The 15,467-nt window shown below is 64.0% G+C and carries 11 protein-coding genes; 5 read left to right on the top strand and 6 right to left on the bottom strand.

Annotated features, from left to right (window positions below):
* Position 1: 1 nt before the first annotated feature.
* The gene (locus AC1Q6X_RS03235; RefSeq protein ID WP_492495062.1) at positions 2–3,376 is read right to left on the bottom strand and encodes a hypothetical protein; all 3,375 of its coding nucleotides are present in this window, start codon (positions 3,374–3,376) and stop codon (positions 2–4) included.
* A gap of 228 nt (positions 3,377–3,604) precedes the next feature.
* Between AC1Q6X_RS03235 and AC1Q6X_RS03230 the strand changes: the two genes are divergently transcribed.
* Entirely contained in the window at positions 3,605–3,871 is a 267-nt protein-coding gene (locus tag AC1Q6X_RS03230) for a hypothetical protein (RefSeq protein WP_139142899.1), read from the top strand.
* On the opposite strand, the gene AC1Q6X_RS03225 is transcribed toward AC1Q6X_RS03230, so the two are convergent.
* Positions 3,825–4,922 carry a DNA topoisomerase IB gene (locus AC1Q6X_RS03225; protein WP_492495059.1) on the bottom strand — a complete coding sequence of 366 codons (1,098 nt, stop codon included), beginning with the start codon at positions 4,920–4,922 and terminating at the stop codon, positions 3,825–3,827. The genes AC1Q6X_RS03230 and AC1Q6X_RS03225 overlap by 47 nt on opposite strands.
* A 92-nt stretch (positions 4,923–5,014) precedes the next feature.
* Here AC1Q6X_RS03225 and AC1Q6X_RS03220 point away from each other — a divergent pair, with 92 nt between their 5' ends.
* Positions 5,015–5,398: a YkvA family protein gene (locus AC1Q6X_RS03220; RefSeq protein WP_046685558.1), complete on the top strand. Its 384-nt coding sequence runs from the start codon at positions 5,015–5,017 to the stop codon at positions 5,396–5,398.
* On the opposite strand, the gene AC1Q6X_RS03215 is transcribed toward AC1Q6X_RS03220, so the two are convergent.
* The 4 genes from AC1Q6X_RS03215 to AC1Q6X_RS03200 form a co-directional block, all read right to left on the bottom strand.
* Positions 5,395–5,565 (bottom strand): hypothetical protein, encoded by a 171-nt coding sequence (locus AC1Q6X_RS03215; RefSeq protein ID WP_162995635.1) that lies wholly within the window; start codon positions 5,563–5,565, stop codon positions 5,395–5,397. The two genes, AC1Q6X_RS03220 and AC1Q6X_RS03215, sit on opposite strands and share 4 nt — an antisense overlap.
* Positions 5,566–5,656: 91 nt before the next feature.
* The gene (locus tag AC1Q6X_RS03210; protein WP_492495057.1) at positions 5,657–6,838 is read right to left on the bottom strand and encodes a serine hydrolase domain-containing protein; all 1,182 of its coding nucleotides are present in this window, start codon (positions 6,836–6,838) and stop codon (positions 5,657–5,659) included.
* 120 nt (positions 6,839–6,958) lie between these two features.
* Positions 6,959–8,254, bottom strand: a complete 1,296-nt coding sequence (locus tag AC1Q6X_RS03205; RefSeq protein WP_070218621.1) for a cation:proton antiporter domain-containing protein — start codon at positions 8,252–8,254, stop codon at positions 6,959–6,961.
* 49 nt (positions 8,255–8,303) lie between these two features.
* A complete protein-coding gene (locus AC1Q6X_RS03200) occupies positions 8,304–9,419 on the bottom strand; it encodes a mechanosensitive ion channel family protein (protein ID WP_070218622.1) in 1,116 nt (371 codons plus the stop codon).
* Between the two features lie 260 nt (positions 9,420–9,679).
* Here AC1Q6X_RS03200 and AC1Q6X_RS03195 point away from each other — a divergent pair, with 260 nt between their 5' ends.
* Genes AC1Q6X_RS03195 through AC1Q6X_RS03185 form a run of 3 tightly spaced genes read left to right on the top strand, consistent with a single transcriptional unit; the run spans position 9,680 to position 14,544 of the window.
* Positions 9,680–11,956 (top strand): alpha,alpha-trehalose-phosphate synthase (UDP-forming), encoded by a 2,277-nt coding sequence (locus AC1Q6X_RS03195; protein WP_139142900.1) that lies wholly within the window; start codon positions 9,680–9,682, stop codon positions 11,954–11,956.
* Entirely contained in the window at positions 11,956–12,720 is a 765-nt protein-coding gene (gene otsB, locus AC1Q6X_RS03190) for a trehalose-phosphatase (protein ID WP_492495054.1), read from the top strand. The genes AC1Q6X_RS03195 and otsB overlap by 1 nt, the downstream gene beginning before the upstream one ends.
* A 3-nt stretch (positions 12,721–12,723) precedes the next feature.
* The gene (locus tag AC1Q6X_RS03185; RefSeq protein WP_492495052.1) at positions 12,724–14,544 is read left to right on the top strand and encodes a glycoside hydrolase family 15 protein; all 1,821 of its coding nucleotides are present in this window, start codon (positions 12,724–12,726) and stop codon (positions 14,542–14,544) included.
* Positions 14,545–15,467: the final 923 nt, after the last annotated feature.

The following is a 15,467-nucleotide window of genomic DNA, read 5'->3' as shown; positions in this document are numbered from 1 at the left end:
CCTACGGATGGGCCGTGATACTGATGTGCCAGTGGCTCAGGTGTCCCGTCTCGATGTGCACTTTTGCCGGCTTGGTCCAGGCGCCCGCGCCGGGGATCTTGTCGGCCGGTGCGGCGGAAAAACGCCCGTCAACGAGGGCCAGCTTGATGAAGCTGGGGCCGATGTAGATGATGCGCGTGCTGACCGGCGCCGCTTCCTGGGCCAGCATGGCCCGGTTCGCCGCGATCCACGCCAGCAGCGCCGCCAGTTTCGGCTTTTGCGCGGGGTTGGCCACCACTTCCGCTTTTGCGTCGTTGATCAGCTGGTGAATGGCGGCGCCGTCGTTCTGGCCGCCCAGCGCGTCCGTATAACCGCCGGCGCCGTCCGCGTAGCGCAGGTCGATCTGCTGGCCGTCGCTGTGGCCGCTGTGGCCGAGGATGGACCGGCCCGTTGCCGTCTGCGTCACGTGCTGGCCGCTGATGTCGTCGAAACGGTAAGCCTTGCCCGCCAGCCAGGCGATGGCCAGGCGCGTGGCCCACGAATCGCCGCCAGGATCGCGCGTGCCGTAGCGCCGCGCCGCCAGCGCCGCCTCGTCGTTGGCCAGGTACAGGGGGATATAGGCCGTGTCGCCCTTGAACGCCACTTGTCCCCCTTCGGCCGGGTCGGAGCTGGCATCGGTATTGTCGATGCGGCCCTTCAGGCGCACCGTGACGACGGCCTTCTTGTCGAGCTTGGCGCCGGCAAAGGCGGGCAGTACCAGGCTGGGAAATTTCACGGTGCCGGCAGTCTTGGTATTGGTCTGGGACAATAAATTCTGCGTGCTGAAGGCGGGGTCGCCGCCGCCGGACGCAATGCCGATGTTCACTTCCGTAATCGTCGCCGCCGCCGGCGTGTAGTGCAATTCCAGCGGCAAGGTGTGCGTGGCCGTGGCGTTTCCTTGCGACACGGATACATACGGTCCCGCCAGATTGCCCGTCAACTTGATCGGCTGCAACACGGGGTGGGCATCCTTGTTGGGCGAAAGGAATTTTGCCAGCGTCACCTTCAAGCCCTTGCACGCGAGGCTCAGTTCCACCGTCGTCACGGTGGCCAGAGCGCTGTCGCCGATATTCGTGGCGCTGACATTGCCGCCCAGGGTCAATGCCCCATCCTTGGTTTGCTTGCTGACATCGACGCACTCGGTCCTGACGATGGTGCCCTGCGTAAAGTGGCTCTGGTTGACGGCGCCCGCGGCGGCCAGGTTGACCCCGGGCAGCCCCGTCACGGAATAGGACCAGGTATCGTTGTACTGGCTTTGCGCCGTCGTGTAGACGGGATACTCGGCCGTGCTGACGGTGATTTTCACGCCCACGTTTTTCGTGTCCTTGGGCACCGTGAAGGCGATGGGCGAGCTGATGGTCTGGTTTTGCGCGGCCGCCGTGGCCGTGAAGGTCTTGCTGTCCGCGTCATCCTGCGGCGTGACGTCGCCCGCGGCGCGATGGCTGGCGGGCACCTCGCGCGCGGGCGGCGCGGCGCCATCCTGCGTGACGCTGCCGGCGGTATAGGTCTTCGCCTCGGCGCGCAAGGCCGGGCTCGCCGCATACGGATAGACGATGTCGACATTGACGTTGCTGCTGCTGTTGAAAACGACGGCGCTGACGCTGACCACGTTCGGATGGACGAGGTCGTTCAAGGTCAGCTGGTAGGTGTCGGGCAGCACGCCATCGAAGTGGAAGGCGCCTGTGGCGTCGACCACGGCCACCTGGCGCTGGCGGTTGTTGTAGCCGGCCAATAACATTTTCTTGCCGGCCAGTCCCGTGGCATTGCCGCCCGCGGGCGTGCGCAGCTGTCCTTGCAGCACGATGCCGGACTTGATGACGATCAAGGCATAGCTGGCCGTGAACTCGCCATCCTGCGAGACGAAATTGAGGTTCAGGTCGTAGCTGCCGTTGGGCAAGGATGCCAGCAGTTGCTGCATGGCCGTGGCGCCGATGCTGAAGGTGCCGCTGGCCGCATCGAACGTCCAGTAGCTCTTGAGGCTGATGGCCGCGCCGTCCGGCATCGACAGCAGGCCGTCGCTGTCGTCCTGCAGGGCCAGCGGCGGCGCGCCCACGAGGCGGAACGCCATGCCGCCCGGCTGCAGGCGGTTGTTCGGCCCCAGCCCAGTGATGGCCAGCACGGGCGCCGCAGCGGGCACGCTGCCGTCGTCGTTCGGCTCCACATAGGTTTCCACGGCCGTCGGCAGTTCGGTCTGGATCAGCAGATCCAGGATGGTGACCTTGCCGCCCTTGCTGAGGGAAAATTGCGCATGCTGGTCGACACCCGTGTCGCCCGGCGTGGAAAAGCGCAGGCTGCCTTCCTGCAGCAGCACGTCCGTGACGGCGCCGCTGGCCTTGACGCTGTCGGCGCCGTCGGGAAAGCCCAGCCCGGACAGCGGCAGCACGACCACTTGCGCGGGCCGCACGGGGTCGAGCGCGATGCCGGTGCTGGCGCTGAAAGTCCAGGCCAGGCCGGCGCTCTGGAAGGCGATGCTGCGCTCGATGCGCAGGGTGATGGTGTCAGCGGGCGTGACGGTGGCGCCCGCGCCGATGCTGCCGGCCTGCACGTCGCCATCGATGATGGTGCTGCCTTCTGGCGCGCTGGCCAGCACGGCTTGCACATTGCCGGCCGCCTCGCTGCCATTGTTGCGGATGTGCACGCGGTAAGTGTAGTCCCAGACCGTGCGGCTGACGCGCTGTTCAGCCACTTTATCGAGCATCGTCACTTCAAAGTCGCCGGCGGCCTGGACTGTGGCTGCCGCTGCCGCCAGCATGACCTTCGGCGCGGGCGACTGCGTGGGATCGTTGGGGCCGCCGCAGGCGCACAGGCCGAGCGCCAGGCCTGTGGCCAGCGCGGCACACGCCAGCTGCCGGCGCCGCAGGCACGCCAAGCCCAGCACGCCGGCCAGCAGCAGCCATGGCGTGGAGGGCAGGGGCACGGCGGCCGGCTGCGTGATGCCTGCCTCCAGTTCGATGAAGGAGACGGGGTCGAGGATGGAAAACGGCTGGGTGCCGGGACTGCCCGCGCCCAGGTAATCGAAGGTGACGGAAAAGCCCGTGGCCGTGGCGCCGGGGGCGATGCCGCCGGCCAGCGCCAGCGCGTCGAGGTAGCCGCTGGCGGGAATGGCGGGATCGGGCTGCACCAGCAGCACGTCCCAGCCCGGCGCCGTGGAGACGCTCTGCAGGTTGGCGTAGGTGCCCACGCTGAAGAACAAGGTGAATTCCTCGATGGGCACGGCCAGGGTGGTATTGCTGACCGTGTAGTCGTAGCGCCACTGCGTGCCGCCCAGCGACGTTGCCGTGTAGCCGATGCTGGTGGCGTGCGCGGCCGACATTGCGCATAGCAGCAGCGCCAGCAGCACTTGTTTGATAAAGCTCATGATCGTTCCCCCGTTGACTGGCGCCAAGCGTGCCCAGGCGAGAGGTCAAGCAGGAAACGTTCCTGTCTGGATTATGCTGCAAAAACAAGGGCTAGTCTCGGACGGGCCGGAGCAGGTGTCAAATTTGCCGACATCGGCATTTATGGCTGAGTCTGTCAGCGCTGTCCTACCCGTCTTGTCGAAACCGTCTGATTGTATGCCTTGTGGAAACACGCGATGATCGTGTCCATGCTGCAACAGCCAACCAGTCCGACGGAGTATGCGATGCAAAAGCCAGGCCAGTCCCTTCACGTGAACAAGCCATTCCTGCTGATCTGCCTGTTCACCTTTTCGACCCTGGCGGCCACTTTGATGAATGCGGGCGAGGCGCAGAACGGCGATGCCGCGCCGGCCCCCGTGGCGCGCGAAGCGGGGCATGGCGCCTTGCCCGTGTGCCGCAGCGATGCCCTCACGCTGTCGGCCCAGTGCCAGCGCCAGCCCGCGCGCCAGGCTTGACCGCACTCTGCAGGCGCTGCTGCAGCAAAGCCAGCACGGCCGCTTCCTCCGGCGCCAGCGCCGGCAGTTCTTCCCGTAATTGCTCCTGCGCCCGCGCGCGCATGCCTTCCAATAAACTGCCCTCCAGATACGATTCCAGCACGGCCGGGTGCACATAGCACTTGCGGCAGATCGTCGGCGTATTGCCCAGTTTTTTCGCCACGGACTCGATTGCCTGCACGATATTTTTCTTCGCTTGCGCATCGGAATCGACCTGCTCGAACGCCTGCAGGGCCAGCGCGGCCAGCAGGGTGCCGGACCAGGTGCGGAAATCCTTGGCCGTGTAGTCTTCGCCCGTCACCTCGCGCAGGTAATCGTTGACGTCGCCCGAATCGACGCCGTGGCGAGCGCCAGCGTCATCGATGTATTGAAACAGTTCCTGGCCCGGCAACTCGCGCATGCGCCGCAGCACCGTGGCCAGCTTGCGGTCGCTCAGGCGGATATCGTGGCGCACGCCGCTCTTGCCCTTGAAGTGAAAGGCCACGGCGCTGCCGTCGACCTGCACGTGGCGCGTGCGCAGGGTGGTCAGGCCGAACGATTTGTTCGTGCGCGCATATTCTTCGTTGCCGATGCGCATCATCGTCAATTCCAGCAGGTGCACGATGGTGGCCAGCACTTTTTCACGTGGCAAGCCCGGCAGCTGCATGCCGCGCGCGACGGCGGCGCGGATGGCGGGCAGGGCGCGGCCAAAGCTGAGCATGCGCTCATATTTCACTTCGTCGCGCACCTGGCGCCAGCGCGCATGGTAGCGGTACTGCTTGCGGCCCCGCGCATCGCGTCCCGTCGCCTGCAAATGGCCATTCGCGTGCGGGCAGATCCACACGTCCGTCCAGGCGGGCGGGATGGCCAGCGCCTTGATGCGCGTCAAGGCGGCGCTATCGCGTACGATCTGGCCGTCCGCGTCGCGGTAGCGGAACTTGCCGGGCTTGCCCGATCGGGCGATGCCGTTCTGATGGTCGCCCGTGTAACGCAGGCCGGCGGCGCGGGCCGTGGTGGTGGCAGATATTTCCATGACGATAGCTTACCTTGCAGGCCGCCCACCCGGCGCGCCATTATGCTAAGGTGCGCATTCGTAACGCCGTGCGCGGCAGACAGGAGCAGCAGATGTTTGGCAGAAAAAAGAATCTGGAAGAAGACCACGCCCCCCAGGCCGACAAGCAGTATGAAAAGAAATACACGGATGACAGCTTCTGGGACAAGGTCGTCAAGTTCGCCAAGACGGCGGGGCGCGAAGTCATCGAAAAAGCCCTGTGGCTGTACTACGCGGCCCAGCAGCCGAACACCCCGCTGTGGGCCAAGACGGCCATTTACGGCGCGCTCGGCTATTTCATTTCACCCATCGATGCGATTCCCGACATCACGCCCGTGGTCGGCTATGCGGATGACCTGGCGGTGCTGGCGGCGGCCGTCGCCACCGTCGCCACCTACATCACGGCCGAGGTCAAGGAACGGGCCGCCGAGAAACTGCGCGGCTGGTTCGGCGCCTAACCGCCGGCAGCGGGCAGACCCGGCTGGCCTTTGACGGCGTTGCGGTACCTGGCCCTGGCTTCAGCCTTCTTCACCGCCTCGGCGGCGATGTTCTGCGCCTTGATGCGGGCTTTTTCACTCTTGCTGCGCTGCTGCGCCACGTCCTTGTTGCCGATGCGGTTCGTCATGCTGGTCTCCTCGTTGATGGTCAAGTTTGACCAGCACAGCATACGTTCTTGCCCAGGCGCTACCGTGCGCCCGTTCACACAAGCGCCATGCCTACCTCGCTGGCGCGCCGCCGGCCCCGTGCGCGAGCAGGCGCAGCACGACTTCTTTCTGGAATGAACGAAACTCCTTGTCGGCGCTGACGTTGGCGAAGGCCAGCACGGCCGTCTTGCTGGCCCGGTCGACGCAGACGACGGACGCGGCCCCCGGGTCGCCGCCGCTGTGCGTGGCCAGCGCCCGGCCGTCGACGTCGCGCAGCAGCCATACCAGCGCTTGCTGCACGGATGAATCGGCGGGTAGGACGGGGGCCGCTTGCGGGGCGAAAAACAGTTGCAGCGTCGCGTCTTGCAGGTAGCGGTGGCCATCGACCCGGCCGCCATTGCTGAAAATGGCCAGGAAACGGGCAAAGTCCTGCGCCGAGCTGCGCAGCAGGCCGGCCGGCCAGTCCGGATAGCCGACGGGCGGCAGCGCTTGCAGGCCCGGCTCCTTGTGCGCGTACGGCTGGGCGACGACGGCGCGCCGCGGCAAGCCGGCCAAGTTCCAGGCCGTGCTGTCCATGCCCAGCGGTTCGAACAGGTGCTCGCGCGTGTAGGCGTCGAGGCCATCGGGGTTCAAACGGCCGACCAGATAGCCGAGCAGGGCGATGCCGACATTGCTGTAGCGCCATTCCGTGCCGGGCCGGGCGGCAAACGACACATCCGCGTCATACCAGGCGCCGCCGCGCGACAGATAGCCCTTGACGAAGTCGCGCAGGGGCAAGCGCGGGTCGCCCTGGACGGCAAACGCCGTCGTCTTGTCGTACACGGCGTCGGAAATGCCCGAGGTGTGGCTGAGCAAATGACGAAAGGTGATGGGCACGTCGGGAAACTTTGGATGCATGAGCGGAAAGTCCAGGTAGGCCGCCACCTTGTCGTCGAGCTGGAAGGCGCCCTGTTCCAGCAGCATCATGACGGCCGTGGCCGTGACGAGTTTGCTGACGGAGGCGACATGGAACACCGTGTTCGCATCGGCCTTCTTGCCGGCCTGGATGTCGGCCCAGCCATAGCCGCGCGCGAAGACGGTTTGTTCGCCGCGCACCACGGCCACGCTCATGCCCGGCGTTTCCGTGCGGGCCAGGCCATCGCGCATGAAGCCGTCAAATTCCGTTTCCCACGCCAGCCTGGCCGGATCGGTGGCGCAGCCCGTTTGCAGCAGGGCCAGTGAGACGCCCAGTCCCAGCATGCTTCGTCGTTTCATTGATTCTCTCTTTTGCCATTTTTAATTATCTTAACAATATTTCCGTCCGCCATAGGGGCAATTGACAAATCATTGCTTTGCAGCAATGACAAAGGGAGCGGCGGGTGCTTGTTTGGCCAGTTATTTGCGCCAGTAGCGTTCCAGCAAAGGCTTGACCGTCAGACCGTGCACGACGATGGAGACGATGACGACGACGAGGGTGATGTCGGCCAGTTCGCGCGCCAGGCCGCGCGGCAAGCCATGCGCGATGGCATAGCTGAGGTAGTACAGCGAGCCGATGCCGCGCACGCCGAACCAGGCGGCCAGCCCCCGCAGCCGCACGCTGGTGCCGGAAGCCAGCAAGCCGAGCATCACGCTGGCCGGACGCGCCATCAGCAACAGGAACAGCGCCACGCTCCACGCCCGCCAGCTCCAGGCGGCGGCCGTGACGGCGCCGCCCAGCAACAGCACCAGGGTCAGTTCGGACAGGCGTTCCAGATGTTCCTTGAAGACGAGGGCTTCGCCGCTGACGGTCAGCGTCACCTCGCTGTCGTGCGGTTTGGCGGCGGACACGGCATGGGTTTCTTCCGCCTGCAGCAAGCCTTGCCGGTCTTTCGGCGCGCCGGCCAGCCGCAGTTCCGTCTGGCGCAAGGCCACGCCGGCAAAGAAGACGGCCAGGAAGCCCCACGCGTGCAGCCAGGTGGAGACGCCGTAGACGAGGGCGATCAGACCCAGGGCCGCCAGGTCATCGAGCACTTCATGCTTCGGCTCCTTGGCGCGCAGCTGCCAGCCCAGCCAGGCCAGCAGCGCGCCGCCGGCCGCGCCCAGGGCGATGGCGCCCGCGCTGGCCCAGAGTAAATCGCGCCATAGCCAGGTGGCGCCATGCGGCCCCAGTTCATGCAAGCCCAGCAAGCCCAGGCCCAGCATGACGAAAGGAAAACCGCTGCCATCGTTCATGCCCGCCTCGCTGGTCAGCATGAAGCGCAATTGCTCGCTGTCGCCCGCATGGCGCAGCTGCACGTCGGTGGCCAGCACAGGGTCGGTGGGTGCGAGGATGGCGCCCAGCAGGATGCCCGCGCCCAATGGCAGGCCCAGCAGCAGGCAGGCAAAGGCCGCCACGAGGGCCACGGAGATGGCCATCGACAGCCACGCCAGGCGCAGCGAGGGCAGCCAGCGCGCCAGGCTGAAGGGCACGGGCATTTTGACGCCGGCGGAAAACAGGGAGATGAGGACGGCGATTTCCGTCAGGGTTTCCAGCAGGGGCGCCTGTTGCACCAGGTCGAACGAGAACAGGCCGAGGAACAGGGGGCCCAGCAGCAGGCCCACGCCCAGGTAAGCCATGGCCGAGGTCAATGGCAGGCGCGCGATGCCGTCGGCGCCCAGGCCACGCGCCAGCATCAGGCAACCGATCAGGATGAACCAGGCGGTGGTGCTCATGCTCCTATTCTAGCGGCGCATGGGCCGGGGCAGCGCGCCGCAGGTTTTGTTATGCCTTGTACAACTGCACCGTATCGTTCTGCGCCTGCATGGCGTGCAGCTCGATGGGGTCGAGCGTGGAGCGCAAGCGGGGCAGGCTGTGCGGATAATTGGTCGTGATAAAGGCCAGCATCTGCTCGCGCACGAGGCAGCGCAATTCAAACGCCGTGCCTGAATCCACCGCGCTGATCAGGAAACGCACGCGCACGGCCCGCTCGTTCGAATCCGTCGCCTGCACGGTGCAGACGCGGCCGTCCCATTGCTTGGCGGATGCGCAGATGCGCGTCAGTTCCGCCCGCAGGGGCTCGATCGGGATGCTGAAATCGAGCCACAGGAACACTGTGCCGAGGATGTCGGAGGAGGTATGCGTCCAGTTCTCGAACGGATTTTCGATGAACCATTGCAGCGGCACGATCAGCCGGCGTTCGTCCCACACGCGCACGACCACGTAGGTGCCCTTGATTTCCTCCACCGTGCCCCATTCGCCATTGACGATCAGCACATCGTCGATGCGGATCGGTTGCGAAAACGCAATTTGCAGCCCTGCAATGAAATTGCCGAGCACTGGCCGGGCGGCAATACCTGCCACCAGGCCCGCCACGCCGGCCGAGGCCAGCAGGCTGGCGCCGATCTGCCTTGCGCCGGGCAAGGTCAGCAGCACGAAGGACACGCCCAGCAGGACGACGATGGCATGCGCGCTGCGCGTGAGCACGCGTGCTTGCGTGATCCGGCGCCGCGCGCGCAGGTTGTCGGCCGCGTCGACGGGATTGATCTGGGAAATCGTGATGCTGAGCGACTCGATGCATTGCATGGCCAGCCAGGTCAGCGCGATGATCAGCGCCACGCTGGCCAGGTGCGACATCGCGACGAGGCCGGGCGTGTCGTCGGGCGCGCTGGCCAGCACCATGCGCAGGCCGAAGACGATCAGGCACAGCTGGCTGGCGCGGAAGGCCACGCGCGCCACGTTGCTGGCCAGCGCGTGGCCATGGGCCAGTCTTTTCAGCAAGCCGATGCCGGCCCGGTGCACGCCGATGGCGACGAGGGTGACGAGCAGGGCGGAAACGAGCACGGTCAGCGCCGAGCGCAGCGGGCCTCCCATCAGCGAGTGAAACGTGCTGAGATCCATAGGCGAAAACTCCTTATTGATAAGTGAAATGGATGTCGGAAGCGGGTATTTTACGGGCAGATGACGTCGCGGGGGCGTGCGTTGCCGTACGGATAAGACTTCGGTCAAGGCGGATACTGGAAGAAATTGCTGCGCTGCGCCATGCCTCGTTGACGTTTCAATACGGAAAGCAAGCGGGCGTCGCCGCATTGGAAACATAGTCATACTTGCCATGCTTTTTGTTTTTGCAAAGGAAACCGATGATAGTACGATCACTCCGAATGTCCTTGCGCTTCATCCTGCCGCTTGCCCTCGTGCTGGGACTGTTTGCCTATATCGTGGTACCGCTGCTCGATAACATTACCCTGCGCTGGTATGTGCGCGACCTCGACAGCCGGGCTGAATTGCTCGCTGGAACCCTCCGCCCCTCGCTCACCGAATACCTGCCTGCGCAAGACGCCGCGCGCATCGGCGAACTGTTCCAGGGTGCCACGCGCGATGAACGCCTGATCGCCATCGGCTTTTGCGACAACGGGGGGCACTTGCTGTACCAGTCCGCGCAATACCCAACTTCCATCGGCTGCTGGAGCACGCCATCGACGGGCGGCCTGTACAAATCCCTGGCGCAATTGCCGCAAGGGCAAGTCCACCTGAGCGAAACCCCCGTCATGCAGGACGCATCGCAACTGGGCCGCCTGGTGCTGGTGCAGGACATGAGCTTTGTCGAGCGCCGCAATACCGATACCAAGCGTTTCATCTTTGCCTTCCTGGCCGTGCTGGCCGTGCTCATTTCCCTGATGACCGTGTTCGTCGCCCACCTGAGCTGGCGCGGCTGGCTGTCGGCCGTGAAGGATATCTTGCGGGGCGAGTTGCTGCCGAAAAGCAATGGTGCAGTGGCCGCCGCCACGGCGCCCGCCGCCGCGCCCGCGCCGCCGCCGGAAATGCAGCCGCTGATCGGCGACTTGCGCGAATTGCTGCAGGAATACCATCTGGAACGCCAGGGCGATAACGGCTGGTCGTCCGACTGGACGCCGGACAAGCTGCGCGCGCTGCTGGAAGCGGACTTGCAGGGCGACCAGGTGCTGGTCGTGTCGAACCGCGAACCGTATATCCACACGAAAGCCGATGACGGCAGCGGCGATATCCGCGTGCAGCGCCCGGCCAGCGGCCTGGTGACGGCCGTGGAAGCCGTGATGCGGGCGTGCTCCGGCACGTGGATCGCGCATGGCGCCGGTTCCGCCGACCGCGAGACGGTCGACAAGCTCGACCACGTACCCGTGCCGCCTGATAATCCCAGCTATACCTTGCGCCGCGTGTGGCTGACGGAAGAGGAAGAGCAGGGCTACTATTATGGTTTCGCCAATGAGGGCATGTGGCCGCTGTGCCATATCGCCCACGTGCGTCCCGTGTTCCGCTCGTCCGACTGGGAGCAGTATGTGAAGGTCAACCGCCGCTTCGCCGATGCCGTGATCGCCGAGGCGAAGACGGACAATCCCGTCGTGCTGGTGCAGGACTATCACTTCGCCTTGCTGCCGCGCATGGTGCGCGAAGCCTTGCCGAAGGCGACGATTATTACGTTCTGGCATATCCCCTGGCCGAACTCGGAATCGTTCGGCATTTGCCCATGGCGCGAGGAAATCCTCGATGGCTTGCTGGGCAGCACGATCCTGGGTTTCCATACGCCATTCCACCGCAAGAATTTCCTCGAAACGGTGGACCGCTACCTGGAAACCCGCATCGAGCCGGAAGCGTCGACCATTTCGTATGGCGGCGAGATGACGCAAGTCGAGGATTACCCGATCTCGATCGCCTGGCCCGAGGATGACCCGGCGCAGCCCGATGTGGCCGCGTGCCGCGCGCAAATCCGTGCCGAACTGGGCGTGGCGCCTGACCACTTGCTGGGTATCGGCGTGGACCGCCTTGACTATACGAAAGGCATCGTCGAGCGCTTCCAGGCCGTCGAGCGCATGCTGGAACAGCAGCCCGGCATGGTCGGCAATTTTACGTTCGTGCAGATCGCCGCCCCCAGCCGCGCTTCGCTTGACGAATATCAAAGTTTTGACGCCAGGGTGCGCAAGATGGTCGAGCGCATCAACCGCCGCTTCGGCAGCGGCGACTACGTGCCCATCCTGCTGAAAGCTGAACACCATGGCCAGGACGATCTGCAGCGCTATTTCCGCGCCTCGGAAGTGTGCATGGTGACGAGCTTGCATGACGGCATGAATCTGGTGGCCAAGGAATTCATCGCCGCGCGCGACGACGAACTGGGCGTGCTGGTGCTGTCGCAATTCACGGGCGCCGCGCGCGAGCTGCACGAAGCGCTGATCATCAACCCGTATCATATCGAGCAGGGCGCCGACGCCCTGTACCGCGCCCTCGTGATGCCGCCCGTGGAACAGCGCGAGCGCATGAAAAGCATGCGGGCGAGAGTCAAACATTTCAATGTCTACCGCTGGGCCGGGCGCATGCTGCTGGATGCGGCCCGTTTGCGCCAGCGCGACAAGGTCATGACCAAGATCGACGCCCACAGCCGCATCAAGCGGCGCAAGGGGATGTGATGGCCGATATCCCTGACGATAGCGCAGTCCTGTTACAGCTGCTGAGTGCGCCCGGAACAGCCGTCTTCCTCGACTTCGACGGCACCCTGGTCGACCTGGCGCCCACGCCCGACGGCGTGCGCGTGGCGACCGGCGTCATCGAAGCGCTGGCGCTGCTGGCCGAGCGCCATGGCGGCGCGCTGGCCCTCATTTCCGGCCGTCCCGTGGCGCAGATCGACGCCATGCTGGCGCCCCTGGTCTTGCCTGTTGCCGGCGTGCACGGCGTGGAGCGGCGCGGCGCCGATGGCGCGTTGCACGTGGCGGCCACGCCCGACGTGGCGCCCGTGCTGGCGCGCACGCAGGCGCTGGCGGCGATTCACCCCGGTTTGCTGGTGGAGCAGAAGCGGGGCGCCGTGGCCCTGCATTACCGCCTGGCACCACACCTTGAGCAATTGTGCCTGAAGGAAATGACGGCCGCCGTGCAAGCGTGCCCGGGGGTATTGCTGTTGCATGGCAAAATGGTCCTGGAAGCCAAGCCGGCCGCCACCGACAAGGGCGGCGCCATCGCCGCCTTCATGCAGGAAAGCCCCTTCGCCGGCCGCCGGCCCGTGTTCGCGGGCGACGACACCACCGACGAGGCAGGCTTTGCCTTTGTGCAACAAGCAGGCGGGCAGGGCGTCAAAGTGGGCAGCGGCCCCAGCGCCGCCACCTTGCGCCTGGCCAGCCCCGGCGCCTTGCGCACTGCGCTGCTGGCCGCTGCCGTATCCCCGACATCGAAGGAGTAGCCCATGACGACATCCCATGACACCCGCGCCAGCCAACCGTCCGCGCAAGCGTCCCTGAATTGCGGCGTGGTAGGCAATTGCGCCTTCAACGCCCTGATCGACCAGGCGGGGCAGGTCGTCTGGTCCTGCCTGCCCCGTTTCGACGGCGATCCCGTCTTCAACCGCTTGCTGGACGACACGGAAAACGGCAGCGTGTGGGCCATCGACATCGAGAACTTTGCGCGCAGCGAGCAATTCTATGAGCCGAACACGGCCGTACTGCGCACGCGGCTGTACGACACGCAGGGGCGCGGCGTGGAAATCACGGATTTCGCGCCTCGTTTCCTCAGCCGCGACCGCATGTTCCGCCCGCTGATGCTGATCCGCCGCGTCCGCCCGCTCGACCACGCCGTGCGCATCCGCGTACGACTGCGCCCCCGCTACGACTGGGGCCGGCTGGCGCCGCAGATCACGCAGGGCAGCCACCACATCCGCTACGTGGGACCGGAACAGACCTTGCGCCTGAACACCGATGTGTCGCTCAATTATGTATTGAGTGAAACGTATTTCGTGCTGGGCGGCACGGCCAACTTCCTGCTGGGGCCCGATGAAACCCTGGCCGGCGGCATCGACGAGACGGCGCGCATCTTCGAAAAGGAAACCATCAACTATTGGCGCACCTACACGCGCCGCCTGGCCGTGCCGCTGGAATGGCAGGACGTGGTCATCCGCGCCGCCATCACCTTGAAACTGTCTTTATATGAAGACACGGGCGCCATCATCGCCGCCATGACCACCAGCATCCCCGAAGCGCCGGGCAGCAGCCGCAACTGGGATTACCGTTACTGCTGGCTGCGCGACGCCTTCTTCGTCGTGCGGGCATTGAACAGCCTGTCCGAGGTGGGCACGATGGAAGAGTATCTGCGCTGGCTGACGAATATCGTCGCCCGCTCGAAAGGTGGCCACATCCAGCCCCTGTACGGCATCGGCCTGGAAGAGCAGCTGCCCGAATCGATACTCGACCACTTGCCCGGCTATCGGGGCAACGGCCCCGTACGCGTGGGCAACCAGGCGCAGGAACACTTCCAGCACGACGTCTACGGCAACATTGTATTAGGTGCGGCGCAGGCCTTCCTCGACCACCGATTGTTCCACCGGGCCGGAAAAGCCGAGTTTGCCGCGCTGGAAGCCGTGGGCGACCAGGCGTTCCGGCTGCATGCGGAACCGGACGCGGGCATGTGGGAGCTGCGCACGCGCGCCAGGGTCCACACCTCGTCCATGCTGATGAGCTGGGCCGCCTGCGACCGCCTGGCGAAAGTCGCGCACAAGCTGGGCTTGGACGACCGGGCCGACCACTGGAACAGCCGCGCCGTGCTGATACGCGAGAGATTACTGCGCGAAGCGTGGAGCGAGGAGCGCCAGGCCTTCGCGGAAAGTCTGGGCGGGCGCGACCTCGACGCTTCCGTCCTGCTGATGGCGGAAGTCAACTTCATCGACCCCATGGACCCGCGTTTCATCGCCACCGTCGACGCGCTGGAAGCATCGCTGTGCGACGGCCCCTACATGCGCCGCTACGAAGCGCCCGACGACTTCGGCAAGCCGGAAACAGCCTTCAACATCTGCACCTTCTGGCGCATCGACGCCCTGGCGCGCATCGGCAGGAAAGACGAGGCGCGCAAGATCTTCGAAACCATGCTGCTGGCGCGCAACCACCTGGGCCTGTTGTCGGAAGACACGCATCCGGTGACGGGGGAGATGTGGGGGAATTTTCCGCAGACTTATTCGATGGTGGGTCTCATCAACTGCGCGGTCAGGTTGTCGGCGCCTTGGGATAGTGCTGTTTAGAGTATTCAGACCGAAATCCCAAGAGGGACGAATTGCCGCCCGACGCAGGCGCACAAATGCGTCTATCGTCGCTTCATCACGGTGTTAAAGTCCCCGCTCATTTAGCGACGATTTAATAACCTAGCGGAAATGTAGGCGGTGCGGTAGCCGCGAACTCATCGCCAAGTAGATCGTGCTCTATGGCAAATATCTATACGTTGTTCATAATCGCGCCCCAGTCGTTGATAACGGATCAATCAGGTGAAGTTGCGTTCGACGCCCCGCAATATGGGTTCAAAACCGTGCAGTCTTTCCATGCGCGGCACCATTTTTAGCGTGAACTCCAAGAGTTCCTTGTAGCCTATCAATTACCGACGGTGGTACGCAGAGCTGCCTCAACCAATAATAGACTATCTGCTAGGGTGGGAAATCAATCGCCAGCATGTACTATTCGTATCTGGAGCGCATCAGGTAGTGCAGCGCATTGATCACCGGACGCAAATCCATTTTACGGGTCATCCTGCATTCGCTCGCTAGGTCGCATCGGTGCGATCAGGTGTTCCCCTTCATTGCTGACATCGCTAGGATAGCCTCGCCGAAGCGCCATCTTGACCTGCTTATGCCAGCTTGACTCTCTGTATCCGTATACGAACTGCTCTCAAACGTCAAAGACGTGTAGGCACAAGAATTGTTGTGAGGTTTTTTTAACTGTCACCGAGCTGTATTGTTACTATCAGCGATTGGTTATATAGTTCGGGGGAAAGTCACTTTTAGCTTAATTTTTCAATTAAAATGCACATATTTTTGAAAAATATTTATCATAATTTGTATATTTCAACGTGTTTGTGCTACCTTGTCTTTTTATTTTCACATACTGCTAAGTAATAAAAATTACAATCAATATTATTTTTAATTTTCTAAATTTGTGAAATACTTTAAATTTA

This window comes from Janthinobacterium sp. GW823-FHT06H09, from assembly GCF_058794735.1.
Note: the sequence above shows the minus strand (reverse complement) of the source record. Positions and strands in the feature narration are given on the sequence as shown.

Excerpts from the sequence above, each read along its gene's own strand:
- AC1Q6X_RS03235 (WP_492495062.1), bottom strand. The coding sequence starts at position 3,376 with ATGAGCTTTATCAAACAAGTGCTGCTGGCGCTGCTGCTATGCGCAATG.
- AC1Q6X_RS03230 (WP_139142899.1), top strand. The coding sequence starts at position 3,605 with ATGCTGCAACAGCCAACCAGTCCGACGGAGTATGCGATGCAAAAGCCA.
- AC1Q6X_RS03225 (WP_492495059.1), bottom strand. The coding sequence starts at position 4,922 with ATGGAAATATCTGCCACCACCACGGCCCGCGCCGCCGGCCTGCGTTAC.
- AC1Q6X_RS03220 (WP_046685558.1), top strand. The coding sequence starts at position 5,015 with ATGTTTGGCAGAAAAAAGAATCTGGAAGAAGACCACGCCCCCCAGGCC.
- AC1Q6X_RS03215 (WP_162995635.1), bottom strand. The coding sequence starts at position 5,565 with ATGACGAACCGCATCGGCAACAAGGACGTGGCGCAGCAGCGCAGCAAG.
- AC1Q6X_RS03210 (WP_492495057.1), bottom strand. The coding sequence starts at position 6,838 with ATGAAACGACGAAGCATGCTGGGACTGGGCGTCTCACTGGCCCTGCTG.
- AC1Q6X_RS03205 (WP_070218621.1), bottom strand. The coding sequence starts at position 8,254 with ATGAGCACCACCGCCTGGTTCATCCTGATCGGTTGCCTGATGCTGGCG.
- AC1Q6X_RS03200 (WP_070218622.1), bottom strand. The coding sequence starts at position 9,419 with ATGGATCTCAGCACGTTTCACTCGCTGATGGGAGGCCCGCTGCGCTCG.
- AC1Q6X_RS03195 (WP_139142900.1), top strand. The coding sequence starts at position 9,680 with ATGTCCTTGCGCTTCATCCTGCCGCTTGCCCTCGTGCTGGGACTGTTT.
- otsB (WP_492495054.1), top strand. The coding sequence starts at position 11,956 with ATGGCCGATATCCCTGACGATAGCGCAGTCCTGTTACAGCTGCTGAGT.
- AC1Q6X_RS03185 (WP_492495052.1), top strand. The coding sequence starts at position 12,724 with ATGACGACATCCCATGACACCCGCGCCAGCCAACCGTCCGCGCAAGCG.